General features: G+C 43.3%; 15 protein-coding genes. 7 read left to right on the top strand and 8 right to left on the bottom strand.

Annotation, left to right across the window (positions count from 1 at the left end; genetic code table 11):
• The first annotated feature begins 839 nt into the window (after positions 1–839).
• Together ACYVAA_RS00390 and ACYVAA_RS00385 are read left to right on the top strand one after the other, a co-directional pair.
• A complete protein-coding gene (locus ACYVAA_RS00390; protein ID WP_460538006.1) occupies positions 840–5,159 on the top strand; it encodes an AsmA family protein in 4,320 nt (1,439 codons plus the stop codon).
• Between the two features lie 126 nt (positions 5,160–5,285).
• A complete protein-coding gene (locus ACYVAA_RS00385) occupies positions 5,286–6,314 on the top strand; it encodes a phenylalanine--tRNA ligase subunit alpha (protein WP_460538005.1) in 1,029 nt (342 codons plus the stop codon).
• Between the two features lie 75 nt (positions 6,315–6,389).
• Here ACYVAA_RS00385 and ACYVAA_RS00380 read toward each other — a convergent pair whose 3' ends face one another.
• The 6 genes from ACYVAA_RS00380 to ACYVAA_RS00355 all read right to left on the bottom strand — a co-directional run bounded on the left by ACYVAA_RS00380 (position 6,390) and on the right by ACYVAA_RS00355 (position 13,601).
• The gene (locus ACYVAA_RS00380; RefSeq protein ID WP_460538004.1) at positions 6,390–7,790 is read right to left on the bottom strand and encodes a peptidylprolyl isomerase; all 1,401 of its coding nucleotides are present in this window, start codon (positions 7,788–7,790) and stop codon (positions 6,390–6,392) included.
• Positions 7,783–8,589, bottom strand: coding sequence for a peptidyl-prolyl cis-trans isomerase (locus ACYVAA_RS00375; protein WP_460538003.1), 807 nt, complete (start codon positions 8,587–8,589; stop codon positions 7,783–7,785). Before ACYVAA_RS00375 ends, ACYVAA_RS00380 begins: the two co-directional genes overlap by 8 nt.
• Positions 8,590–8,644: 55 nt before the next feature.
• On the bottom strand, positions 8,645–10,663 hold the full coding sequence (locus ACYVAA_RS00370) for a peptidylprolyl isomerase (RefSeq protein WP_460538002.1): 2,019 nt from the start codon (positions 10,661–10,663) through the stop codon (positions 8,645–8,647).
• 92 nt (positions 10,664–10,755) lie between these two features.
• Entirely contained in the window at positions 10,756–11,172 is a 417-nt protein-coding gene (locus ACYVAA_RS00365) for an ATP-binding protein (RefSeq protein ID WP_460538001.1), read from the bottom strand.
• The gene (locus tag ACYVAA_RS00360; protein WP_460538000.1) at positions 11,162–11,506 is read right to left on the bottom strand and encodes an STAS domain-containing protein; all 345 of its coding nucleotides are present in this window, start codon (positions 11,504–11,506) and stop codon (positions 11,162–11,164) included. The genes ACYVAA_RS00365 and ACYVAA_RS00360 overlap by 11 nt, the downstream gene beginning before the upstream one ends.
• Positions 11,507–11,537: 31 nt before the next feature.
• Positions 11,538–13,601 carry a PP2C family protein-serine/threonine phosphatase gene (locus ACYVAA_RS00355; protein WP_460537999.1) on the bottom strand — a complete coding sequence of 688 codons (2,064 nt, stop codon included), beginning with the start codon at positions 13,599–13,601 and terminating at the stop codon, positions 11,538–11,540.
• 79 nt (positions 13,602–13,680) lie between these two features.
• Between ACYVAA_RS00355 and ACYVAA_RS00350 the strand changes: the two genes are divergently transcribed.
• Complete coding sequence (locus ACYVAA_RS00350; RefSeq protein ID WP_460537998.1) at positions 13,681–14,400, top strand: DUF4197 domain-containing protein; 720 nt, start codon at positions 13,681–13,683, stop codon at positions 14,398–14,400.
• A 21-nt stretch (positions 14,401–14,421) separates the two neighbouring features.
• Here ACYVAA_RS00350 and ACYVAA_RS00345 read toward each other — a convergent pair whose 3' ends face one another.
• Both ACYVAA_RS00345 and hemW read right to left on the bottom strand, forming a co-directional pair.
• A complete protein-coding gene (locus ACYVAA_RS00345) occupies positions 14,422–14,736 on the bottom strand; it encodes a DciA family protein (RefSeq protein ID WP_460537997.1) in 315 nt (104 codons plus the stop codon).
• 24 nt (positions 14,737–14,760) lie between these two features.
• Entirely contained in the window at positions 14,761–15,885 is a 1,125-nt protein-coding gene (gene hemW, locus ACYVAA_RS00340; RefSeq protein WP_460538089.1) for a radical SAM family heme chaperone HemW, read from the bottom strand.
• Between the two features lie 49 nt (positions 15,886–15,934).
• On the opposite strand from hemW, the gene ACYVAA_RS00335 reads away from it, so the two are divergent.
• The 4 genes from ACYVAA_RS00335 to ACYVAA_RS00320 all read left to right on the top strand — a co-directional run bounded on the left by ACYVAA_RS00335 (position 15,935) and on the right by ACYVAA_RS00320 (position 20,653).
• Positions 15,935–17,662: a BamA/TamA family outer membrane protein gene (locus tag ACYVAA_RS00335; protein WP_460537996.1), complete on the top strand. Its 1,728-nt coding sequence runs from the start codon at positions 15,935–15,937 to the stop codon at positions 17,660–17,662.
• A gap of 6 nt (positions 17,663–17,668) precedes the next feature.
• Positions 17,669–18,772, top strand: coding sequence for a DUF4271 domain-containing protein (locus tag ACYVAA_RS00330; protein ID WP_460537995.1), 1,104 nt, complete (start codon positions 17,669–17,671; stop codon positions 18,770–18,772).
• 46 nt (positions 18,773–18,818) lie between these two features.
• On the top strand, positions 18,819–19,592 hold the full coding sequence (locus ACYVAA_RS00325) for a uroporphyrinogen-III synthase (RefSeq protein ID WP_460537994.1): 774 nt from the start codon (positions 18,819–18,821) through the stop codon (positions 19,590–19,592).
• A gap of 83 nt (positions 19,593–19,675) precedes the next feature.
• A complete protein-coding gene (locus ACYVAA_RS00320; RefSeq protein ID WP_460537993.1) occupies positions 19,676–20,653 on the top strand; it encodes a PorP/SprF family type IX secretion system membrane protein in 978 nt (325 codons plus the stop codon).
• The last annotated feature ends 103 nt before the right edge of the window (positions 20,654–20,756 follow it).

Raw genomic sequence — 20,756 nt, 5'->3', positions numbered from 1 at the left:
TGGTAAATGTCTATCAGGTTATTTGAAAAAAATGTAAAAATATGTTAAAACTTTTTTAAAAAATTATTTTAAAAGGTTTTTGGTGTATCTTTGTAATGTGATCGAAGGAAAACAATCGGTCATCGAAGGTAAGGCAGGTAAGCTACTTGCACCGGGAGGCAAAAAAAATGCCATGAAAGGTTCGAATCCTTTCCTTACAACAGGTTATTTTGGGTTTATTGTTAATTGACTAAAGCTATGAGATTTTGTTTCATAGCTTTTTGTGTTTTATAGCCCTCCAGTTAATGTGGTTTTTGGAATATTGTTTTGAGTATTTAATTCGTTTTTGACTTTTATTTTGATAAAGTTTTCGAAGTGTCCTGATAATACTTGTTGGTTGCGGATTTGTTAAAATTTTAGTTTAAAAAACTGTGTTGATTATGGAATGGTTGATTTTTTAGGTCTAAAATTATTGAATATACATAAATTAAGATATTTGGTTATTTATATTTTAAAATTTAAATGGCTTTATTACCTTTGGAGCATCAATTAGCCAAAAGGGTTATAAATACTGTAGGGTGTTGAAATTGGCAGACAAGCCCTCCTGTCTCGGGGGTGGAGATTCTGGGATAAAGCACACATAGAGCTCTTGTGATGCCTAACTTCTCCGTGGAGGTTCGAGTCCTTCTCCTACAGCTTGGTGTTAAGTTATTTTTGAAGAGAATACTTTTGCAGCGATAATGTTAAGTTAGTGTTGCTCAAAGGTGTTCTCTTTATTTTTTTAATGTGACTATTATTTTAATTGATGCAACTTCCTTTTGAGATAAATTAATTTTATTTTGCTTTCTGTAAGGAGTTGTATGGGGAAAAAGAAACAAAATAAGAAAAAACTTAAACGATCCCAGAAACGGCTGATTCGTGTTTTTGCCATCACCCTTTTTACCTTGGGAATCCTCCAAGTAGGATTGTATTTTGGTTCTGACCTGCTGTTGAGAAATTATGTACAGCGCTGGGTGCAGGAGTCCTCCGAGGGACGGTATGAGGTCAACTTTGACCGGTTCAATTTATCCATTTTTGAAAGAGGGTTTTATTTTACGGGCTTTATTCTGAGTCCTACGGATTTGGCCACGGATACAGCGTCGCAGAAACCGATCTACAAGGTTCAGGCACCTGAAATCGCCGTCAAAGGGATCGGGTATGATTTTTCCAATAATGTTTTGCGCATAGGGAATATCAGTTTTGTAAAGCCTGTGGTCCAGACCAATCAGGAGTTGGACCTATCCAAGGGGGAGGATCAGCAAGTACAGTCCAGGTTGGAGCAGTTTGCTGATGAGCTGAGGAATTCGTTAGAGGACATTGACCTGAAAGAGATTGTTATCGAAAACCTGTTTGTGGAGCAGGCTGATCTTTTGATAGAGAATTTTGTGAGTGAAAAGTCAGTGAAAGCTGAGAACACGAGCCTGCATCTCAAAGAAATCTTTTTGCTTAGCCCCCGGGAAAAGGCAACCCCGTTTAATGCGGCGGGTTTTGAACTGGACCTGGAAAACTTTGAGATGCTGTTGGCTGATAGCGTACACACCTTGAAGGCCGTGCAGATCCATATTTCTTCATTGGAAAATTTTATTCAGGCAAAGCAGGTAAAACTGGAGCCTGATCTGGATAAAAAACAGGAGGTTTATTACCGAATGAAGGTGGATGATCTGGAGCTTACCGATGCGGATATCAACCAGGTGTTTTATACCAAGGATGTTCAGGTGGGGAGTCTTAAGCTCCTTAAGCCAAACTTTTTGGTTTATTCTGAATTGTCCCCTGAAAGGGAAACCAATCTACAGGATTACAGCTTATATCCCCTGATCAAGGATATTTTGTCTTCCATTAGTATCGACGACCTCCTGATTCAGGAAGGGGAATACCTGCAAAGAGGAGTGGATGATGAGTACAAAAACAGGATAGAAGCCGATAAGATCGATTTCAAAATGGACAGGGTGTATATCGGTCCTGACAAGGAACGGTCCAGGGGGCAATTTTTCTATGCAGAAGACGCCGAGCTTGATATGTCCAAGGTCAAACTGGTACTGGCCGATGGTGTTCATTGGGTAACCGGGGAGCGGGTATTGTTGTCTTCTTTTGAAGACAAGGTATTGGTGGAAGGGGCAAAGGTAGCGCCTTTTCGGGAGGTGTCGGAGGATATCAACCTGTTTCAAATTGAAGTGCCCAGCTTTAGTTTGGAGAAGGCAAATTTGAAAAAGGTTTACAATGAAAGTATCCTTGATATCCAAGAGATGGTGATCAGTAATCCTTCACTGAAGTTTGAGAATATCCAAAGAAAGAAGAAAAAGAAAAAGTACAATACGGTAAAGGAACTGACGAAGGATTACCTGAAGGCAATTTATGTGGACAGGCTCCAGCTCATCGATGGGGAGATGGTGCTCAGCAACAACCTGGAAATTAACAAGGATAGTATTTCTTTTGGAAGCATCAGTTTGGTGTTGGAAGACTTTGCCGTGGATGAAGGAATCAGCAGGGATACCAGCTCCCGTGTTTTTTTGGCGGAAGCCTTAGAGCTGGAGCTCAATGACTATGCCATGAAGCTTACCGATGATCTCCATCTGCTGACCGCAGGAAAGGTTTTTGTGGATACCAAAGCCAAGGCGCTGAAAATTGAGAACCTGGAATTTAAGCCCCTGCAGCCCGGGAAAATAGCCGAAAACCTGGAAAGGTTGAACAAGAAATCTGTTTTGGAGGTGAATATACCTGAATTTTTTATCCATGGCGTGGATATCCCAAAGGCTTATTTTGAAGGAGAGCTATTGGTTGAAAGTATTGAGGTGCCCTCCCCTGATATCAAATTAAGCCGCTACATTTCGAGGGATGAGGGGAAGCAGGAGGTGGAGATCCATGATTTATATGACCTGGCAACCAGTTATTTTTCCCGCATCAAAGTGGATTCCTTAAGCCTGATAAAAGGAGCTGTTGCCTACGATAATTATGTCAGAGGCCAAATCAAGACTTTTACTGAGAATGATGTGTCCATTCATGTCAAGAACTTTACCTTGGATAAAGAGGTGGCCCCCAGAGATGCTGAGCCCTTTTTTGCTGAGGAACTGGATATCAGCCTGAACAATTATGTGTTTAATATTGCCAATGGGAAGTATAACATGCGTGCCGATAGGATCAGCTATAATTCTTCCGAGGATGAGCTGGTCACGTCCAATGTAAGGTTAAGTCCCAATAAGAAGGCCGGAATGAAAGTGGCCATAGGGGCTGATGTTCCCCTTCTTAATTTTAAAGGGGTGGATATTGAGGCGTTCCTGTTTGAAAATGCCCTGTCTTTAGAAAAAGTAAAGCTATCAGATGCAGATGTCCGTTTGTTTATTGACAAGGAGGAAATCGGTACAGAAGGAGGGAAGTCTGCTTCGCAAAGCAAAGGCAGGAGATTGCCCAAAACCATTGACGTGATCAGGATTGATACTGTGGAAGCTGCCAATGCCCGGTTTACTGCCTATTACAGTTCACTCGGGGAAGAGCGGGAATTGATCAACAGTGCCGTGGACCTTTCCTTTTACGGGTTGTTGCTGGATTCTGCCAAGCTGCAAAAGGGAGACATTGTGGGCTTTTTTGATAATATGTCCATGGATATTGGAGACTTTTCTTTGGCACTAAATGACAGCGTCCATACCATTAATTTCAGTAAGGTGGAGCTGGATACGAAGAGTGATAAAATCACGCTTGAAAACTTTAAAGTGGTGCCTTTGGGAGTAAAGAACAACCATGGACATCCGATTATAGATGCTTTTGTGCCTGCTATACACCTCAAGACCAACTCCCTGACCAGTTTCCAGGAGACAGGGGACTTTGATGTCAGGGAACTGGTGCTGGATCAGCCGGAGATCAAACTGTATCTGGACAGTAAGGAAGAGGCTGAAAACGGGAAGAAAGCACGGAAGAAACTGGACCAAGATGTGATCAGACACTTGGGGATTACTGATTTTATCCTGAAGAACGGACAGCTGAGTATTTATAAAAAGGACTCTGTTTCAAGGGCGCAGCAGTTCAAAGGCCTTAATATTGCCTTGAGCGATCTGAACTTTGATTTTACCAAAGCCCAGGTTTTTGATACCGATGTGGTGTTGAACCAAGAATTTGAGATTGAGCTTCCTGAATATAGCCTTAAGCTTCCCGATTCACTCAATGTACTTGAAATTGGTAAGGTGATGCTATCCAATGGCTGTATGGTTTTAAAGGATGTGCAGCTGAAGCCCAGGTATGGAAATTATGAATATGTGCATAAGATGAACTATCAGACAGACGTAATCCATGCAGAACTGCCTGAGGTGAGGTTTGATGGGATCGATGTGCAGCGCTTGGTGAATTCGGACGAAGTGGAGGCAAGGTCCATGTCGATAAAGTCCCCGAAGGTACATGTTTTCAGGGACAAGAGGATGCCTTTTGATTCCTCCTTGTATCGGCCCATGCCACAAAAGCTTATGCGCTCTTCAGGGTTGAAAATGGAACTGGATACGCTGAAGCTGTGGGATGGAACGGTCACTTACGAGGAGTTTCCCCAAAATGGCATGGTTCCGGGGCATATTACCTTTGATTCCTTAAATGCCACGATTACTCCTCTGTATTTGAGCAAGTCAATGGATGCTTCCTATTCAGTGGATTCCAGTAAGCTAAAGGCTTCTGCCAAGATCAATGGGCAGGCTCCCTTGGACATGATGGCCATGTTGTATTTTGAGCCTCCCTATGCCATGAAGGTCAGTGTAACTACCGGTGAGTATGACTTTAGAACCATCAACTCCATTTTAGCGAGAAATGCCTTCGTGAAGGTTAAAAGGGGAAGGGCCCTGCCTTCGCAATGGGCATTTGTGGCAGATGAAAATGAAGCTATAGGAGACATGACTTTCAGGTATGATGGTTTGAAGGTGCAGTTGCTCAATGAGAGGACTTTAAAAAAGGCAGGAGGCAGGAAAGGCATGTTAAACTTTGTGCTGAATACCTTCGCACTGAGGAGCAATAATCCAAGAGGGTTGTTCAAACAATTGAAATCCTCACCCATCTATTACAAAAGGGATACGACCCGCTTTATTTTCAATTATTGGTGGAAGCTTAGTTTATCAGGAATAAAAGGGAATCTGGGACTTGGACACCCCAAGAAAGAGGAAGAGGAGGAATAGCCCAACTGAGGGATCAAATCCGGATTCCACGTCTTGGAATCCGGGTTAAAATGAAAAGCAATCCATAATTATGTGCACATTAAGTGATAATCTTTTAGATTTGCGTTTCTAAAAAGGAAATTATTTATGCATCAGGATAAAATCGAAGCATTAAAGATAGAAATAGCGCAGGCGGATGCAAGCAACTCCGATGAGCTGGAAGCTTACCGAATGCGATATATCAGTAAGAAAAGTGTGGTAGGAGAGCTTTTTGCCGCCATGAGGGAAATTCCCAATGAGCAAAAGAAAGCTTATGGACAAATGGTGAATGGGGTAAAGCAGGCTGCTGAGGACAGGTTTCAGGAGTTGATCGAAAAGGTGAATTCCGGCAAAGCCAAATCAAAATCCTCGGAGATTGATTTAACCTTACCTGCCACCAATGTCCCTATAGGAGGCATCCATCCATTGACCTCTACCAAACAACGTATCATAGAGATTTTTGAGAGGATAGGCTTTAACCTGTCAGAGGGGCCTGAAATCGAAGATGATTGGCATAATTTTACCGCACTTAACTTCCCTGAAAACCATCCGGCAAGGGAAATGCAGGATACTTTCTTTATCGAGAAAAATCCCGACATCGCATTAAGGACGCATACTTCTTCTGTGCAGGTAAGGGTAATGGAAAACCAGCAGCCACCTATCAGGACCCTGTCACCAGGGAGGGTTTTTAGGAATGAGGCGATTTCAGCAAGAGCACATTGCATCTTCCATCAGGTAGAAGGACTTTATGTGGATCAAAATGTGGGCTTTGCGGATCTGAAGCAGACCTTGTACCATTTTGCCAAGGAAATGTTTGGCAAGGAGACAAAGGTGCGTTTCAGACCTTCTTATTTTCCCTTTACAGAGCCTAGTGCTGAAATAGATATTTCCTGTTTGCTTTGTGGAGGAGAAGGCTGTAACGTATGTAAAAAGACAGGATGGGTAGAGATCGGGGGCTCTGGTATGGTGGATCCAAACGTACTGGAAAACTGTGGTATCGATTCCCAAAAATATACAGGCTTTGCTTTCGGGATGGGGATCGAGAGAATTGCCATGCTGAAGTATCAGATCAAAGATCTAAGACTATTTACGGAAAATGATATCCGCTTTCTCAAACAGTTTAAGCCTTTATTATAGAGCAGCTTCGACAAAAGAAACAATAAAAAAGGAGACCAATTAATTTCGGTCTCCTTTTTTATTGTTCAGTATTTTCTAATCTTCTTCTTTTAGGGCATTGCACCTGTCGTAAGCTGGGTCGATGTCGATGAAAACTTCGTCTTTTGCCAACTTGAACCACTTTTCGAGGGCCTCTGATTCCTTTTGTTTTTTTGCAGCGGCTTTTAGCTTTTCATAGTCATCCTGAAGGTTGGCCCGGTGGGCAGGATATTTTTCCTTGTAATAAAGCAGTCTGACCGCTTTTTCTGCTTCGCCGGTTCTTGGATTTTGCTCATCGTATCTTTGGGGGACGCTGACCGTGCCTACCTTCATGGTATCCAAGGTGAAATATAAAATAGGGTCTTCAAGTGTCCTCAGCGTGAGCCTGTTTGCTCCAGTGGTAGGGTCGGAGAAAAAGCCGCCGTTATCTGAGGTGCCCCGGTCATCGGAGAATTCCTTGGCAGCTTTGGCAAAGCTCATGCTGTCGAGCTGAATGAGGTTTCTTAAACTGTCCAGGTTCTTTTCCGCACCGGCAATGTCTTCTTCAGTTGGTTTAGGCTTGATGAGGATATGTCGGGAATTGTAAGCATCTCCTCTTTTTTCCAGAAGTTGTATAAGGTGAATACCAAACTGGGATTCCACGGGGGTGCCGATTTCTCCCTGTCGGAGTCCCAAGGCCATGGATTCATATTCCGGTGCGAGCTCACCTTTCTTGAAGAATCCCAGATCACCGCCCTGTGCTTTTGAGCCGGGGTCTTCGGAGTATTTTCTGGCCATTGAGGCAAAGTCCGCATCGCCATCCAAGATCTGTTGTTTGATGTTGTTCAGCTGGGCAATGACGCGGTCTTTTTCTTTTCTGCTGGCTTCAGGCTTTTTCACGATTTGCCCCACTGCCACCTCAGCGGAGAAAAAGGGAAGAGAATCTGCTGGGATCTGGTGGAAAAACTTCCTTACTTCTGCTGGTGATACCGCCATGTTTTGTGTGATATTGGCACGCATCTTAGCGATGATCTTCTGCTCCTTGATCAGGTCATGGATTTCTGACTTCAGCTGCTCGGCAGTTTTTCCATAAGCTTCTACCAGGGTCTGTTCATCTCCTCCTACCTGTTGGAGGACCATATTGAACCGCTGGTCCGTTTCCAAAATTACTTCTGCGTCTGTAACGATGACCGAATCGATTTCGGCTTTGGCCACCATCAGTTTGTTGATCAGCAAGGATTCAAAGATATCACAGCGGGAGGGAGCTTCAAAGTCCTGTGTCGCCTGAGAGAGAGCCTCCAGATAGGCCTTTTGCAGATCGGATTCCAGAATGATATAATTGTCTACCTTGGCGATGATTTTATCCAGCACTTGACCGGAAGGTTTGGTCTTGGTGCTGTCATTACTCTGTGCATGTAAATGAAAGGAGAAAACCAAAGAAAATAGACCTAAGGTCAATACTTTTGTGACTTTACTCATATATTTTAAACTCATTGTTTTCTTGTGCTCTTTTATAAACGTTGTTTTGTAGTGTTTCTGCAAGACTTACTTTTCTTTTATTGATGATAATTTTGGAAATTTCATCTTTTACAAATTCAACCGGAGGAACTTGGTCCTGAAGTTTATATTCTAAAATCTTAAAATAATAGTTAAACATGTCATCCTCTACCTTGATCAGCTTGTTCTGCTTGGACAGCAGCTGCACTTTGTTGCTGTGCTCGGAAAGAGGCGTGTTGATGATGATTTCGTCAAATTTAATCCAAGTGGAATCTTCCAGGAAATAATTGCTGGCTGATTTTAAGGCCAATTCCTTAAGATTGAGCTTGCTCTCCTCATTGTTCTGGTTCAAAAGCTTTTCCACTTGTGGATTCTGTGGTAGTTTTTTGTCCATTTTAATGAAGTTGGACCTGACGATGATTTCTTTCAAAATGAAGTTATCCTGGTTGTCTGCATAATATTGCAGGATGTCTTCCTCAGAAACATGATCATCCAAATTGCTTTCTATAAACTCCTTTTCAAATTCGTAGACAATTAAAGCGTACTTATAATCCAGCAGCTTTTTGTCAAGCTCCGCTTGGCTAAGGGTAATGTTTTTACTTGCCTCGCGTATCATCAACTGTTTTTTTACCCAAGACTGTATGTATCTCGTCGCTAAATTACTGCTGTCCTCCTTGGAGCTCGTTTCCCTTGTGATGAATTCCAAATCGGCCCTTTTCAGGTGGTTGTTGTCCACCGAGGCCACCACCAGGTCATCAGGGGATTCTTCTTCTGTCTTCATCTTAAAAAGATCGCAGCCGCTCAGGCTCAGACAGAAGATAAAGCCACCAAGTAGGTTAGTTTTGGTTAACGACAATATTTGCAATCCTGTTTTTCTCATCCTCATTCACATGGATGATATAATTTTTCTTTAGTAAACCGATTAATTCTTTATCCAAAGATTCTTGATAATCTTGGATGACCTTGCCCTTGGTTTCATTGAAGGCTTTTGGGCCTTTAGGGAATTTTTTTCCCAATACGATGAAGTAAGGTTTCCCTTCATAAGTTGTTTTCTGAAAGTTCTTCTCCAAATTCGTCAGACTTTTCAGGACCGGATGTTGCTTGTACTCATAAACACCTTGGGAAACTTGGTAGTCGATAGGGGACTGGTCTTCAAATAGCCTTTCCACTTCAGGTTTCAGTCCGGGGCCGTATGCTTTATCTTTTAGGAAAGCTTCAGTCTTGGGACTTAATTGGCTGGAGTTGATTTTGACGATTAGGGCCTCAGCTCTTGGTTCCCACATGTAATCTGACTGATTGTTTTCGTAGAATTCCTGTTGACCGGCAGAGTCCAATAGGGCCTTTTGCCAAACCATTTCATTCATCAGGTTAAACAGAAGGATTCCGTCCCGGTACTCTTTGATCAGTAACCTGTATTCTTCATTATTGGCAGTGAGGTCATTTTCTTCGGCTTCATTAAGAGAGGCTGCGATAAAAGCGTTCAGCCAAGGTCTGTAGAAGTTTCCAGGCTTTGTTTTTACCACTGCCTCATCCCTTTCGATGAAGGCGATCAACTCTTTTACTGTTTTGGGACCCGTGGTGATTTCAAACAAGGTGCTGTCCAGCAGGTTTTTGTTCTCCAGCTTATTTTTCGCGTCAAGAAGGGCTTGAGGTTGCTCGTTTAGGACGGTGCCTGTTTCCTGGATAATCGGATCGTTTTCACTGAAACTGTATTTGGACTTTAGTATGGCAAGCGCCTGTGACTGGATCAGTTGCGATCTGCTGTCCCGTAAGATTTTGGATTTGAGGCTTTTCTCCATCTCCTCATAGGGTGGCAAGGGCTTCGTGTCTTCCAGTCTGATAATGTGGTAGCCATAGGGCGATTTAACCGGGCTTGAAATCTCCCCGGCTTCCTTGAGTGAAAAGGCCACATTTTCAAATTCCTTGATAAAGGCTCCCACGCCAAACCAGGGCAGCTCACCTCCAGAATTTTTGGTGGCTTCATCTTCAGAGTAAGCGCTGCAAACCTCGTCCCATGAGGTGGATTCCTTTTGTAATTCGGTATAGATATCGGCAATTTTCCTTCTGGCCCGGTCCGTGGAGATAGGGTCGGTAGGGTCTGTTCTTACCAGGATATGGGATACTTTGATTTGTCCCGGGTTGGGTTTTCTGTCTACGAGTTGGATGAGGTGATACCCAAAGCTGGTTAATACCGGTTCGGAGATCTGCCCAGTTTGTAGGTTGTACACCGCATCTTCAAAAGGATAGACCATTTGAAGCGAGGTAAAGTAACCTAAGTCACCATTGTTGTTTTCCACACTGGGATCTTGGGAGTATTCTAAGGCCAGTTCCTCAAAGGGAGTTCCGGTTTCCGCTTTTTCGCGGATGTTTTGGGCCATTCTGAATACCGCTATAGAATCTTCCCTTGTGGATTTGGGCGGAAAACGGAGCAGAATATGTTTGGCATGAACCACTTCCTGCATTCTTGAATAGGCCTTTCTTAGTTCCCCTTCCTGCAGAGAGTTTTCCAGTAAATAGGGTTTTTTCAGGTCTTCTTTGAAGGTCTGGAATTCCCTGCGGAACTCCTCGGATTCATGCATGCCCAGTGCTTCGGCTTCTTTTACCTTGAGCTTGTAATTGATAAAGAGGTTAAAGTTGTCCTCAAATTCCTCGGGACTAAGCTTTTGCTCCTCTTCATCAAAATCCCTGTCCTTGGACAGCATGTGCAAAAATTCGTCCGCGGGGACGTCTTCATTGCCTATCTTGACAAGGTAAGTTGCTGTGTCCTGAACTAAAGCATCTTGGCTTACTTTGCTGTGGGGCGAACAGGCCATCACAAAGCCAAGTGCTAAATAGCATAAATATGTTATTTTCATCTTATTCTGCATGCCGAAAACAATAGTGCAATGTTACGAATTTTAATGAAGAAAGCGCGTTTTGCCCGAGGATAAGTCGTGAGAATTAACAATTATTTGGATTTCAATTGTTTGATCAATCTGCACACATGATGGGAGTTTTTGCTTTCTATTTCAATGGAATCCATGATGGCCTTCACCAATTTGATGCCGAGCCCTCCTTTTCGTTTGTCCTTAATGACATCTTTCAGTTCAGGTTCTTCATATTTGAGCATGTTGAAGGCCTCTCCCGAATCGGTGATTTCAAAAATAATCCGCTGGTTTTGTTTGGTTACTTTGATATGAAGGTAATTGGAGGGGTTGCAGCCGTGGGAGTGGATGATTCTGTTGGCACAGACCTCTTCCACTGCCAATACCAACTCATTTTTCAGAATGTCGGTCAGATTGGCCGAATCAAGCTCCCTGTCAAGAAAAGCCCTTAATTCAGCGAGCTTGTTTTTTTCACAGTATAGGGTTAGCTCATGCTTCATTGATCGTCTGCAGTGCCTCCTCTTTGTTGGCTTTTATTGTGATAAGCTGGTCGAGTCCAAGAATATGAAAAACGTTGGCGACCTTTTCAGAAAGTCCGTAGATCAAAAATTGTACTTCCTTTTCCTCAAAATCTTCCAGATAGGACATAAACACCCCTAATCCTGCCGAAGAGATGTATTCCAGTCCGCTGCCGTCGACCATAATGGTCCTGAGGTTTTGGTTCAATGCTGCTTGTACTGCTTCATCCAGCTCGACAGAGTTGCTGGCATCCACCTGTCCTTTAAGGATGAGCGTGGCCTGACTGTTATCGTTATGTATGCTAATTTCTAACATATGAGATTATACGCTTAGATTTGGCTAATGTTTATTTCGTGAATTTGAGGACCATCAATGAATAATCATCGTCAGGGAGAGACGATTCCCCCACAAAATCATACACTGCACTGATAATACTGTCCTTGATTTTATCAGGAGTTTGTTTGTAATTGAGATTAAGAGTGCTTTTTAACCTCTCATAACCAAATTCCTCCCCATTTTGGTTCTTTGATTCAATGATACCATCGGTGTACATGACTAAAATGTCCCCGGGATGGTAGTTTATGGTCTTTTCCTGTAAATAGCTCTGGTACTTTTCATTTCTTACGATACCCAGTCCCAGCCCTTCCACTTTCAGGTAACTGGCACAGCCCTTGGACACATCAAAGTAGAGCGTAGGACAATGTCCCGCCCTGGAGAAAGTGATGGAATGCCTTTGGGTGTCCAGGATATAGTACGTGGTGGTAATAAAGTGGTTTTTTGCCAAGCACTTGCTCAAAGCGTTATTGGCCTTTGTAAGGAATTCGATGGGAGGTAAATCCAGCTGGGCCAAACTGTGAAAGATCCCCTTCATCTGGGCCATATTGAATGCCGCTGAAGTCCCCTTGCCGGAAACATCCCCGATGATAAGCGCATAGCGATGGGGGGTAAACCGGAAGGTTTCATAATAATCCCCTCCTACTTCATCTGCTGCTTCGGAGAAACCGACAATGTCAAAGCGATCATCGTGGTGCAAGGTAGAGGGCAATAAACTTCGCTGGACCCGCTGCGCGATTTTTAGTTCTTCTTTGTATCGCTCATTCCGGATGGCCTCATTGAGTAGCCGGTGATTCTCTACGGAAATGCTGGCTTGGCCCACAAAGGTGACCATGATGTTCAGCATTTCTTTGTTGAAGCCGTTTTTTACTTCTTTCAATAAGAAAATATTGCCCAGCAGTTTTCGGTTTACCCGGATAGGCAGGATCAATGCGGATTTATAAAGGTCATGCTCCAGTTGGCCGCTGATATCGTCTGCTTGGGTGTCCTTTTGGTTTTCAATGTATTGACTGAAGGGCTTGGTTTTGGAAATAAGGGACCTGATCTCTTTGCGGTCTTGGTTGGTGATGAACCGCTGGTGAAGTGTTTGGAATTTATTGTTCTCCCCTTTTACTTCCAGCCAGGCAGCATCCACATAGGCCGCGCTCATGCAGCTGTCCATCAAAATGTCCAGCACTTGGCTTTCACTTTGACCGGGCTGGATGGACTGGCTCAGTTTTTGGAAATTGATGGCTTCCGTCAGCTTCTGTTCAAACACCGATGAGGTAGGTAGGTTAAACAAGGTGACCAGCAAGCCAAACAGGGCATAGATAAAAACGAAGCCAAACAATCCCAATAAAAAGAGGTTATCCATCAGGTTAACCAGTATATAGCCGCTTTCACTGTAGGCCAGAAGTTGGATAAACAGGCCTGAGGTGGAAAGCAGTATGATGACGAAAAACAGGATGGACTTCCATTTGTCCTTAAAGGTCAGGTAAGGGATCCATTTTAGGTTGACCGAAATGATTATCCCGAAAATAAGCAAAAACAACAAGCCGAAAAGAAAGCTGTAGTCGAAGGTGTTTTGGTTAAAATAGATGAAAAACATGCTGACCAAAAGCATGACTTCATATATTTGCCACTGTTGGACGGTTGTCTTATTTTTCTGATAGAGAATAAGGTGTTTCCACAATAGGCCACTTGAAATCAGGAAAATTGCGGTCATGCCAAAATTGACATGGTAAAAGAAGTTGGCCAATAAAGGGTCTTTTGACAGCCGGCTGTTGTTCAGGATATAGTAGAAAAACTGGATGAGCAGCCCTGCTCCGATTGCCATCAGTCCGATGGATGCCGCTCTCCAGATAAGCTGGATGAAATTACTATGTTCGCTTTGGGCAAGTGACCTGCTGTAGAAAATATAAATTAGGATAAAGAAAATGATCTCCAAAGTCCAGGTGATTTCCGGGGCTATGCCCAGGTTCATCTGGTTTATGGTGCCAAAGAGCCTTAGCAGGTCTACAAAAAGCAGGGCCAGCCAGGTGAGAATGGACACCAAGAGGACGATTTTTCCGATATTTATGTTGGGGAGCCTGAACATTGGTAAAAAACATTACAATATTACATAATGTATACTAATTAACAAGTAGTGAAACAAATGATAGCTTAAACCGATCATCATGATAAGAAACATTAAGAATCTTTGGGGCCTGCTTATAGCGGTCGTTTTGTACAGCTGTACAGCAGCTGAGGTAAATAGGTTTATTCAAGGGGCTACAGAAGGGTCCTTGACAGAGGGGGATGTCAGCAATGGGCTGAAAGAGGCCTTGGTGAAAGGAATATCCGTAGGAGTCCAGAGTGCTTCCGCTGAAAACGGCTATTTAGGCAATGAGCTGATCAGAATTGCCCTTCCCGAAGATGTCCGTAAAGTAGAGTCAACGCTAAGAAGTATCGGCCTGGGAAGTGAGGTGGACAAGGTGATTACCACCATCAACAGGGGCGCTGAAAAGGCAGCCAATGAAGCCAAACCGATTTTTATCAATGCCATCAGGCAGCTAACCATACAGGATGCCTGGAATATCCTCAAAGGGCAGGACGATGCCGCCACCCAGTATTTAAAGCGGACGACCTCTGAACAGCTGGTGAATCTGTTTCGCCCCCATGTACAGGAATCGCTGGATCAAGTAGGTGCTACCAGACACTACGGGGAACTGGTGAACACTTATAATAGGTTTCCAACCACGCAGAAGAAGCTTGATCCGGATTTGAATGCTTATGTGACCAATATGGCCATTGAAGGCCTTTTTAAACTTGTGGCTCAAGAAGAGAAAGCAATAAGGGAGAATCCTTTGGAGCGGACAAGTGCGTTGATGAGAAGGGTGTTTGCCGCACAGGACTAAAAGTAGGGGTGAATGGGGACATTATAAAAAGGTAATGTCCTCTATTGCTCCTTTGCCGAATTTGTCTTCAATGATCTGAAGGACTTTCGATTTGTTCATCATCAATTCTTTTTTGATTGGGCCGGAACTGAGTTTGACAAACAGCTTTTTATCCTTGGCATAAACGCTTGAGGTCCTGCTGGCAATGGATTTTCCCATGAGTTCTCCCCAGGCTCCTGCTATTTTACGCTCATTGAAGCGGTCTTTTAGCCTGTAAGCCTGCAAAAGTTCCTCAAAGGCTTCCTTAAGCGGGGTGATTTCCTTTTTGCGGGGATTATAGTCGTGGTACTTTTTCATAGATGTAAAGGTAGCAAGGATATTCTAGAGAAATAGTTTTCCGGCAATATAGTCTGCCAAAAGTTTTCCCTCTTTGGTTAACCTTAAATGTTCATCAGAGACCTCCAGTAAGCCATCTTCTTGGAATGCCCTGATTTCATGGTGCTTTTCTTCCAAAAGGAGTGTGTCGTATTCCTCTTTTACCTTTACCAGGTCCGTTCCCCATATCGTCCTCAAGGATGTCAGCAAATATTCATTGATGATGTCGGTAGGGGAAAGAAGGTCTTTTTCTGAAAGAAGATCACCCTTCTCCAACGCTTTAATGTATTTAGCATTGTTGGCAATATTGTGCTGGCGGGACTGCCCATCAAAGGAGTGGGCGCTTGGCCCAACGCCCAGATAAGGTACTCCTTTCCAATAGTTGGTGTTATGGACTGCAAAAGCCCCTGGGTTGCCAAAATTGGATATTTCATACTGCACGTATCCTGCAAGGCCCAGGCGCTCCTGCATGATTTCAAACTGCTCGGCACAGAAATCTTCCGAAGCCGGTAAGAATTTTCCTTTCTTTTCCCAGTTTCCCAAAGTGGTGCCGGGCTCCACTGTCAGGCAATAGCTGCTGATATGGCCTGGATCATGGGAAATGGCCAGCTGAAGATCGTCGATCCATAGTTGGTGGTCAGCATGGGGAAAGCCGTACATCAGGTCGATAGAAAGCTTTTCAAATCCTGCGTTTCTTGCCATGTCAATGCACTGGATCGATTCTTTGGCATTGTGGGCGCGGTTATAATACTTGAGTATTTCATCATGGAAGCTCTGGATGCCGATACTCAGCCGGTCAAACTTCAGTGATTTGAGCTCTCTTAGCCTGTCGGGAGTCAGGTCATCCGGATTTGCTTCTATGGTAAGTTCCTGTAAGTCCATCTGATAATGAAGGCTGATGGTCTGCAAAATTGCCGAAAGCTCGTTTTCGCTCAGGAGGGAAGGTGTCCCCCCTCCAAAATAGACGGTTTCGACGGTGTGGCCCTCAGGAAGGTAGTCTTTGCGAAGAACAAGTTCTTTACAGATCATGGCCACCATTTGGGATTTCAGTTCAGTGTTGGTGCTGAAATGGAAATCACAGTAATGGCATGCTTGCTTACAAAAGGGGATATGGATGTATATTCCTGCCAAAATGATTACTTTTATTCCACAAAGATAAGGAAATTCAATCGCTCGGTTTTTGAAAAGGTTAATCATTACGGTATTTGTGTTTTTGGCTATGTGGTCCCACTTTTCGCTGGCACAAGAAAGCCTGTTTCTGAAGTATGAGGTCAGGGGCGAGAAGGTGCGGAAAGGAGCGGAGTCTTTTGCCCAACCTGGGGAAGCGGATGAATTTTTAGATTTTTTGGTAAAGGATTTACAAAAGCAGGGCTATCTCATGGCAGGTATAGCCCATAAGGACACTGTAGGCGACTCTATAAAGGCGGTTTTGATGACGGGAGATCGTTTTGAATGGTTGGAGCTTTCTGGCGGAAATGTCCCCAAACGGTTGCAGGATAAAATAGGGTTCAGTCCTGGGGAATACAGCAGGGCCCCTTTTTCTCACCAAGAAGTGCTAAAGGTTTTTGAAGGGCTGTTGACGGAGATGGAAAATAATGGGTATCCCTTTGCTGCTGTCAGTTTGGACAGTATAGCGCAGAGGGAACGGGCGATTTCTGCCAGTTTACATCTTGTTCATGGTCCTCAGATCACTTTTGACAGCTTAAAGGTACTGGGGGATTCAAAAATGAATCCGGATTATTTGTCCAAGTATTTGGGGATAAGTCGAGGAGAACTTTTTTCACAAAAAAAAGTGAACGCAGCAAGTGGGAAGTTGACCCGCTTGAGAACCGTTAAGCTGGTCTCCTCTCCCCGGATAAGTTTTCAAAATAGTGAGGCAACCGTTTATTTGGTATTAGAGGACCGAAAGGTAAATGCAATAGATGGAATAATTGGCTTTTTGCCCAATGAAAGTGAGCGGAACAAGGTGTTGGTGACAGGGCAGTTTGACCTGGAGCTTTATAATGTGAGCGGTAGAGGCAGGGATTATACCCTTCACTGGCAGCGCCTCAGCCAATATACCCAAAACCTTAATTTATCAGCAGAAGAGCCAATGGTTTTGGGCTCCTCGATTGATGTCAAAGCCTCTTTTTCACTCTTAAAAGAGGACACTACTTTTCTCAACAGGGATTTCAGCTTGTCTTTTCTCCATCAGCTCGGCCCAACGGTGGATATGGGCTTTTTTTCCAGTTGGAGATCCGGGGATTTGCTTTCAGTTCCCCAAACGGAAAGCAGGACACTCCCGGACGTGCTGGACTACCGGTACCATAACTATGGTGCCACCATGTCGGTATTTCTGCTGGATGATGCCTATTTGCCGAAAAGGGGGCAGAGGGCAATAATCGAGGTGGGACTGGGTAACAAAAAGATCCTTCATAATTCTGCGATTGAGGAAGATTTATATGATGGGGTGGATAAAGAATCCATTCAATACCATTCAAAGCTTATTTTGGAAAACTTCTGGACTTGGGGGAGGAATATCTCAGCATTGATCAGGGCAAACGCCGGGATTATTGAAGGGGGCAATTTATTGAGAAATGACATGTTCCGGTTGGGAGGACTCAAAAGTATCAGAGGCTTTAATGAGAACTTCTTCTTCGCAAATCGGTATGTTTATACTAATTTTGAGCCCAGGTTTTACTTTGAGGATCATTCCTATTTTTTGGCTTTTGTGGATTGGGCTTGGCTGGAACAGAGGGCAAGCCTTGGGAGGGCAGGTAAAGATCAGGCCCTTTCTTTAGGAGGGGGATTGAGTCTTGATACAGGAAATGGTGCATTTCAGCTTGTGTTTGGGGTGGGGAAGTCAAATGAACAACAAATGGGGGTGAATTACGCCAAGGTACATTTCGGTTATTTAGGAAGATTTTAGCAGCACATGAAATTATTGGTAAGGGCTATAGTATTCGTTTGGGGGCTTTTGATGCTTACTGAAGCAGGAGGGCAGGTTTTGGAAAATTATAACCCGCATATACAACTCAATAGAAAAAACGAATTTACGGTAACCCCGGTTAAGGCATCCGTAAGCATAAACACGGTAGATTTTCCCCAGTCATCCTTTGAAATGAGTTTTCCAAAAGAAGCCGCCGTTTTTTTGGGGGATAAACTGTGGTTTTACACCAAGAAGGATACTTCGTTTACTGTGCCCATTCTATCGGTTAGGGAATTTGCAGGAGACCAGCTAGGTGAGGTGGACTTAGTGGTGTATAAAGAAGGAATGAATGGGGATGGGATTTCGATTAAAAAAGGTGTTTTTGTCTATGGTCATGAAGTACAAGGCAAAAAGGAGAATGAGGCTGTTCTGTTACGTAAACAGGATAGGGTCAAGGACTTCTTGATTGTGGCATTTGTGATTATACTGGCCCTAATCGCCCTCTTTAAGGTGACCTATCCGGTGATGTTCCAATCTGCTTTGCGGCCTGCCTCGGTTTTTACCGAAGATTTTACAGATCCCGGTAGTGGAGGGAGTGTTTACTCTTCCGATATGGTGTTCAATCTGTTGGGTTTTAGTATGTTGTTGTCCCTTTTTGTGATGTCTGCGGTTTATTTTTGGGAGGTGCCCATTTTGGGGGATTATCTAGCGGGGAAGATGGACTTTTTGTTTATGGTCTGGTTGTCCGGGACCGTGATAGTTATGGTATTGTCCTATATTAAGTATTTTTGGATCAAAACATTTACCACTGTTTATCAGATTGAACGATGGGACTTTAGCCAGTTCTTTTACCTGATGCGTGGCCTGTTCATATTGATGCTGCTGTTTTTTACAGTGATTTTTGGATTTTATTTGCAGAGCTATCCTGACATGGATATGGTGATGAATTATGCCGTGTCGACTTTTCTAATAATCTATTTATTAGGCATCATTCGACTTTTTTATATCATGTTAAGAAAAGTGCCCTTTAAAAGTTACCATTTATTTTCTTACATTTGCAGCTCTGAATTGATACCGTTTTTAGTGATCGCCAAGATCATCTGGAGCTGATTCAGGTAAAAAGATCTAAGAGAAAACAAAAGTAGAATAACGACAAATGACTAAATCTACAAAAGACAGATTTCGGCCGGTAAAGAGTATTTTGGTTTCTCAACCTAAACCTTCTGACGCAAAGTCCCCTTATTTTCAACTGGCTGAAAAATACAACCTTAAAATTGATTTTCGACCCTTTATTCAGGTAGAGCCTGTGTCCATTAGGGACTTCAGAAAGCAGAAAATCGATATTTTAAAGCATACGGCTATTATTTTTACCAGCAGAAATGCTATTGACCACTTTTTTAAAATTTGTCAAGAACTGAAAATAGAAATGCCTGCTGACATGAAATATTTTTGTATTTCAGAGCAGACAGCCCACTATTTACCAAAGTTTATTGTCATCAGAAAAAGAAAGCTTTTTGTCGGAGTGAGGACAGCCGCAGACTTGTTTGACTATTTCAAGAAGCATAAGGGAGAGAAGTACCTTTTTCCATGCTCTGATATCCGCAAAAACGATATACCCGAATTTTTGTCCAAGAGCAATATCGAATTTACGGAGGCGGTAATTTACCATACCGTGGCAGCTGATTTGTCCGATCTGAAAGATATCAAATACGATATTCTGGCGTTTTACAGCCCTTCGGGAATCAAGTCCTTGATACAGAATTTCCCCGATTTTGATCAGGGCTTTACCAGAATTGCCGCTTTCGGTCCCACTACATCGAAGAGCGTAAGGGATCAGGACCTTATCTTGGATATTGAGGCACCGATGCCCAATGCGCCAAGTATGACTGGAGCCTTGGAACTTTACATCAAAAAAGTGAATAACGCTTAAAAAAAAGTCAACATTTATAAGGTAAATTCGATTATAATTGCGTAGAATAGATACTAAGAGAGCTTAATGTATTTTTGATCCGCATGAAAAATAGAATTTACCTTTATTTTACGATTTTTTTTAGCATCTCCATGGGCATGCTTCTTGAACAAGGGGCTTATGCTCAGCAAGATGCGCAATTTACCCAATATATGTACAACGGCCTCTTCTATAACCCCGCTTATGCTGGGCAGAAGGCCGGTTACCAGTTCAGTGCTTTGCATAGGAGCCAGTGGCTGGGATATACCTCCTCCTCAGGTCAGGGCGGGGCGCCAACCACACAGCTTTTGACCGCATCGGCCAGAGTACCCGGAAAGAATTTAGGGGTAGGGCTTACCTTCGCCAACGATGATATCGGCCCTACCAGAAGTCAGGATGTTAATTTGGCCCTTGCTTACCATCGTGACCTGTATAAGGGGACTTTGAGCATCGGGGTTTCGGGAGGTGTTTTTTCCAATACCCTGAAATATGATGAGATTGATCTGGTAAACCCGGACCCCATCATTCCTGCCACCGGAAGTGAAAGCCAGATGAGGCCACACTTTGGAGCAGGAGTTCATTATGAAACTTCCAGGTATTTTGTGGGGGTGAGCAGCAGGCATTTAAATGAGCCTGCCTTTGATTTTGGGGAGGGGAGTTTTGATAACCAATTGAAAAACCACAGTTATTTAACTGCGGGCTATAGGATCAATACTTTTGCGCAGGTGAGCTTTACGCCAAGTTTATTGGTTAAAACTGTAGGGTTCAATAATTTTTCCTATGATATTAGCGTTATAGCCTCACATAATGATCGGGTAAGCGGAGGGTTGGCCTTCAGAAATGAAGAGTCGATGTCTGTGATATTTGGATATCAATTATTAAGAGATAGATCCTTAAAATTGGGGTATGCGTTTGATTTGGTAATTGGTGGGAACGAAGCTAAATCACCTAGTTCTCACGAGTTTATGTTGTCGTATAATTTGCCAACTGTCTCACGAACTTTACAGAAGGTAATACAAAGAACGCCACGGTATCGTTTTTAACTTAAGATTAATTTTCGGTTGTTCGTTGCGTTTTTTATGTAATTTCTGTTAATTTTCGCTCTTGGTGAATTGACGTACGTCGAAGAAATCGGGAATTGTCAAC

The organism is Echinicola sediminis (assembly GCF_054777495.1).
Note: the sequence above shows the minus strand (reverse complement) of the source record. Positions and strands in the feature narration are given on the sequence as shown.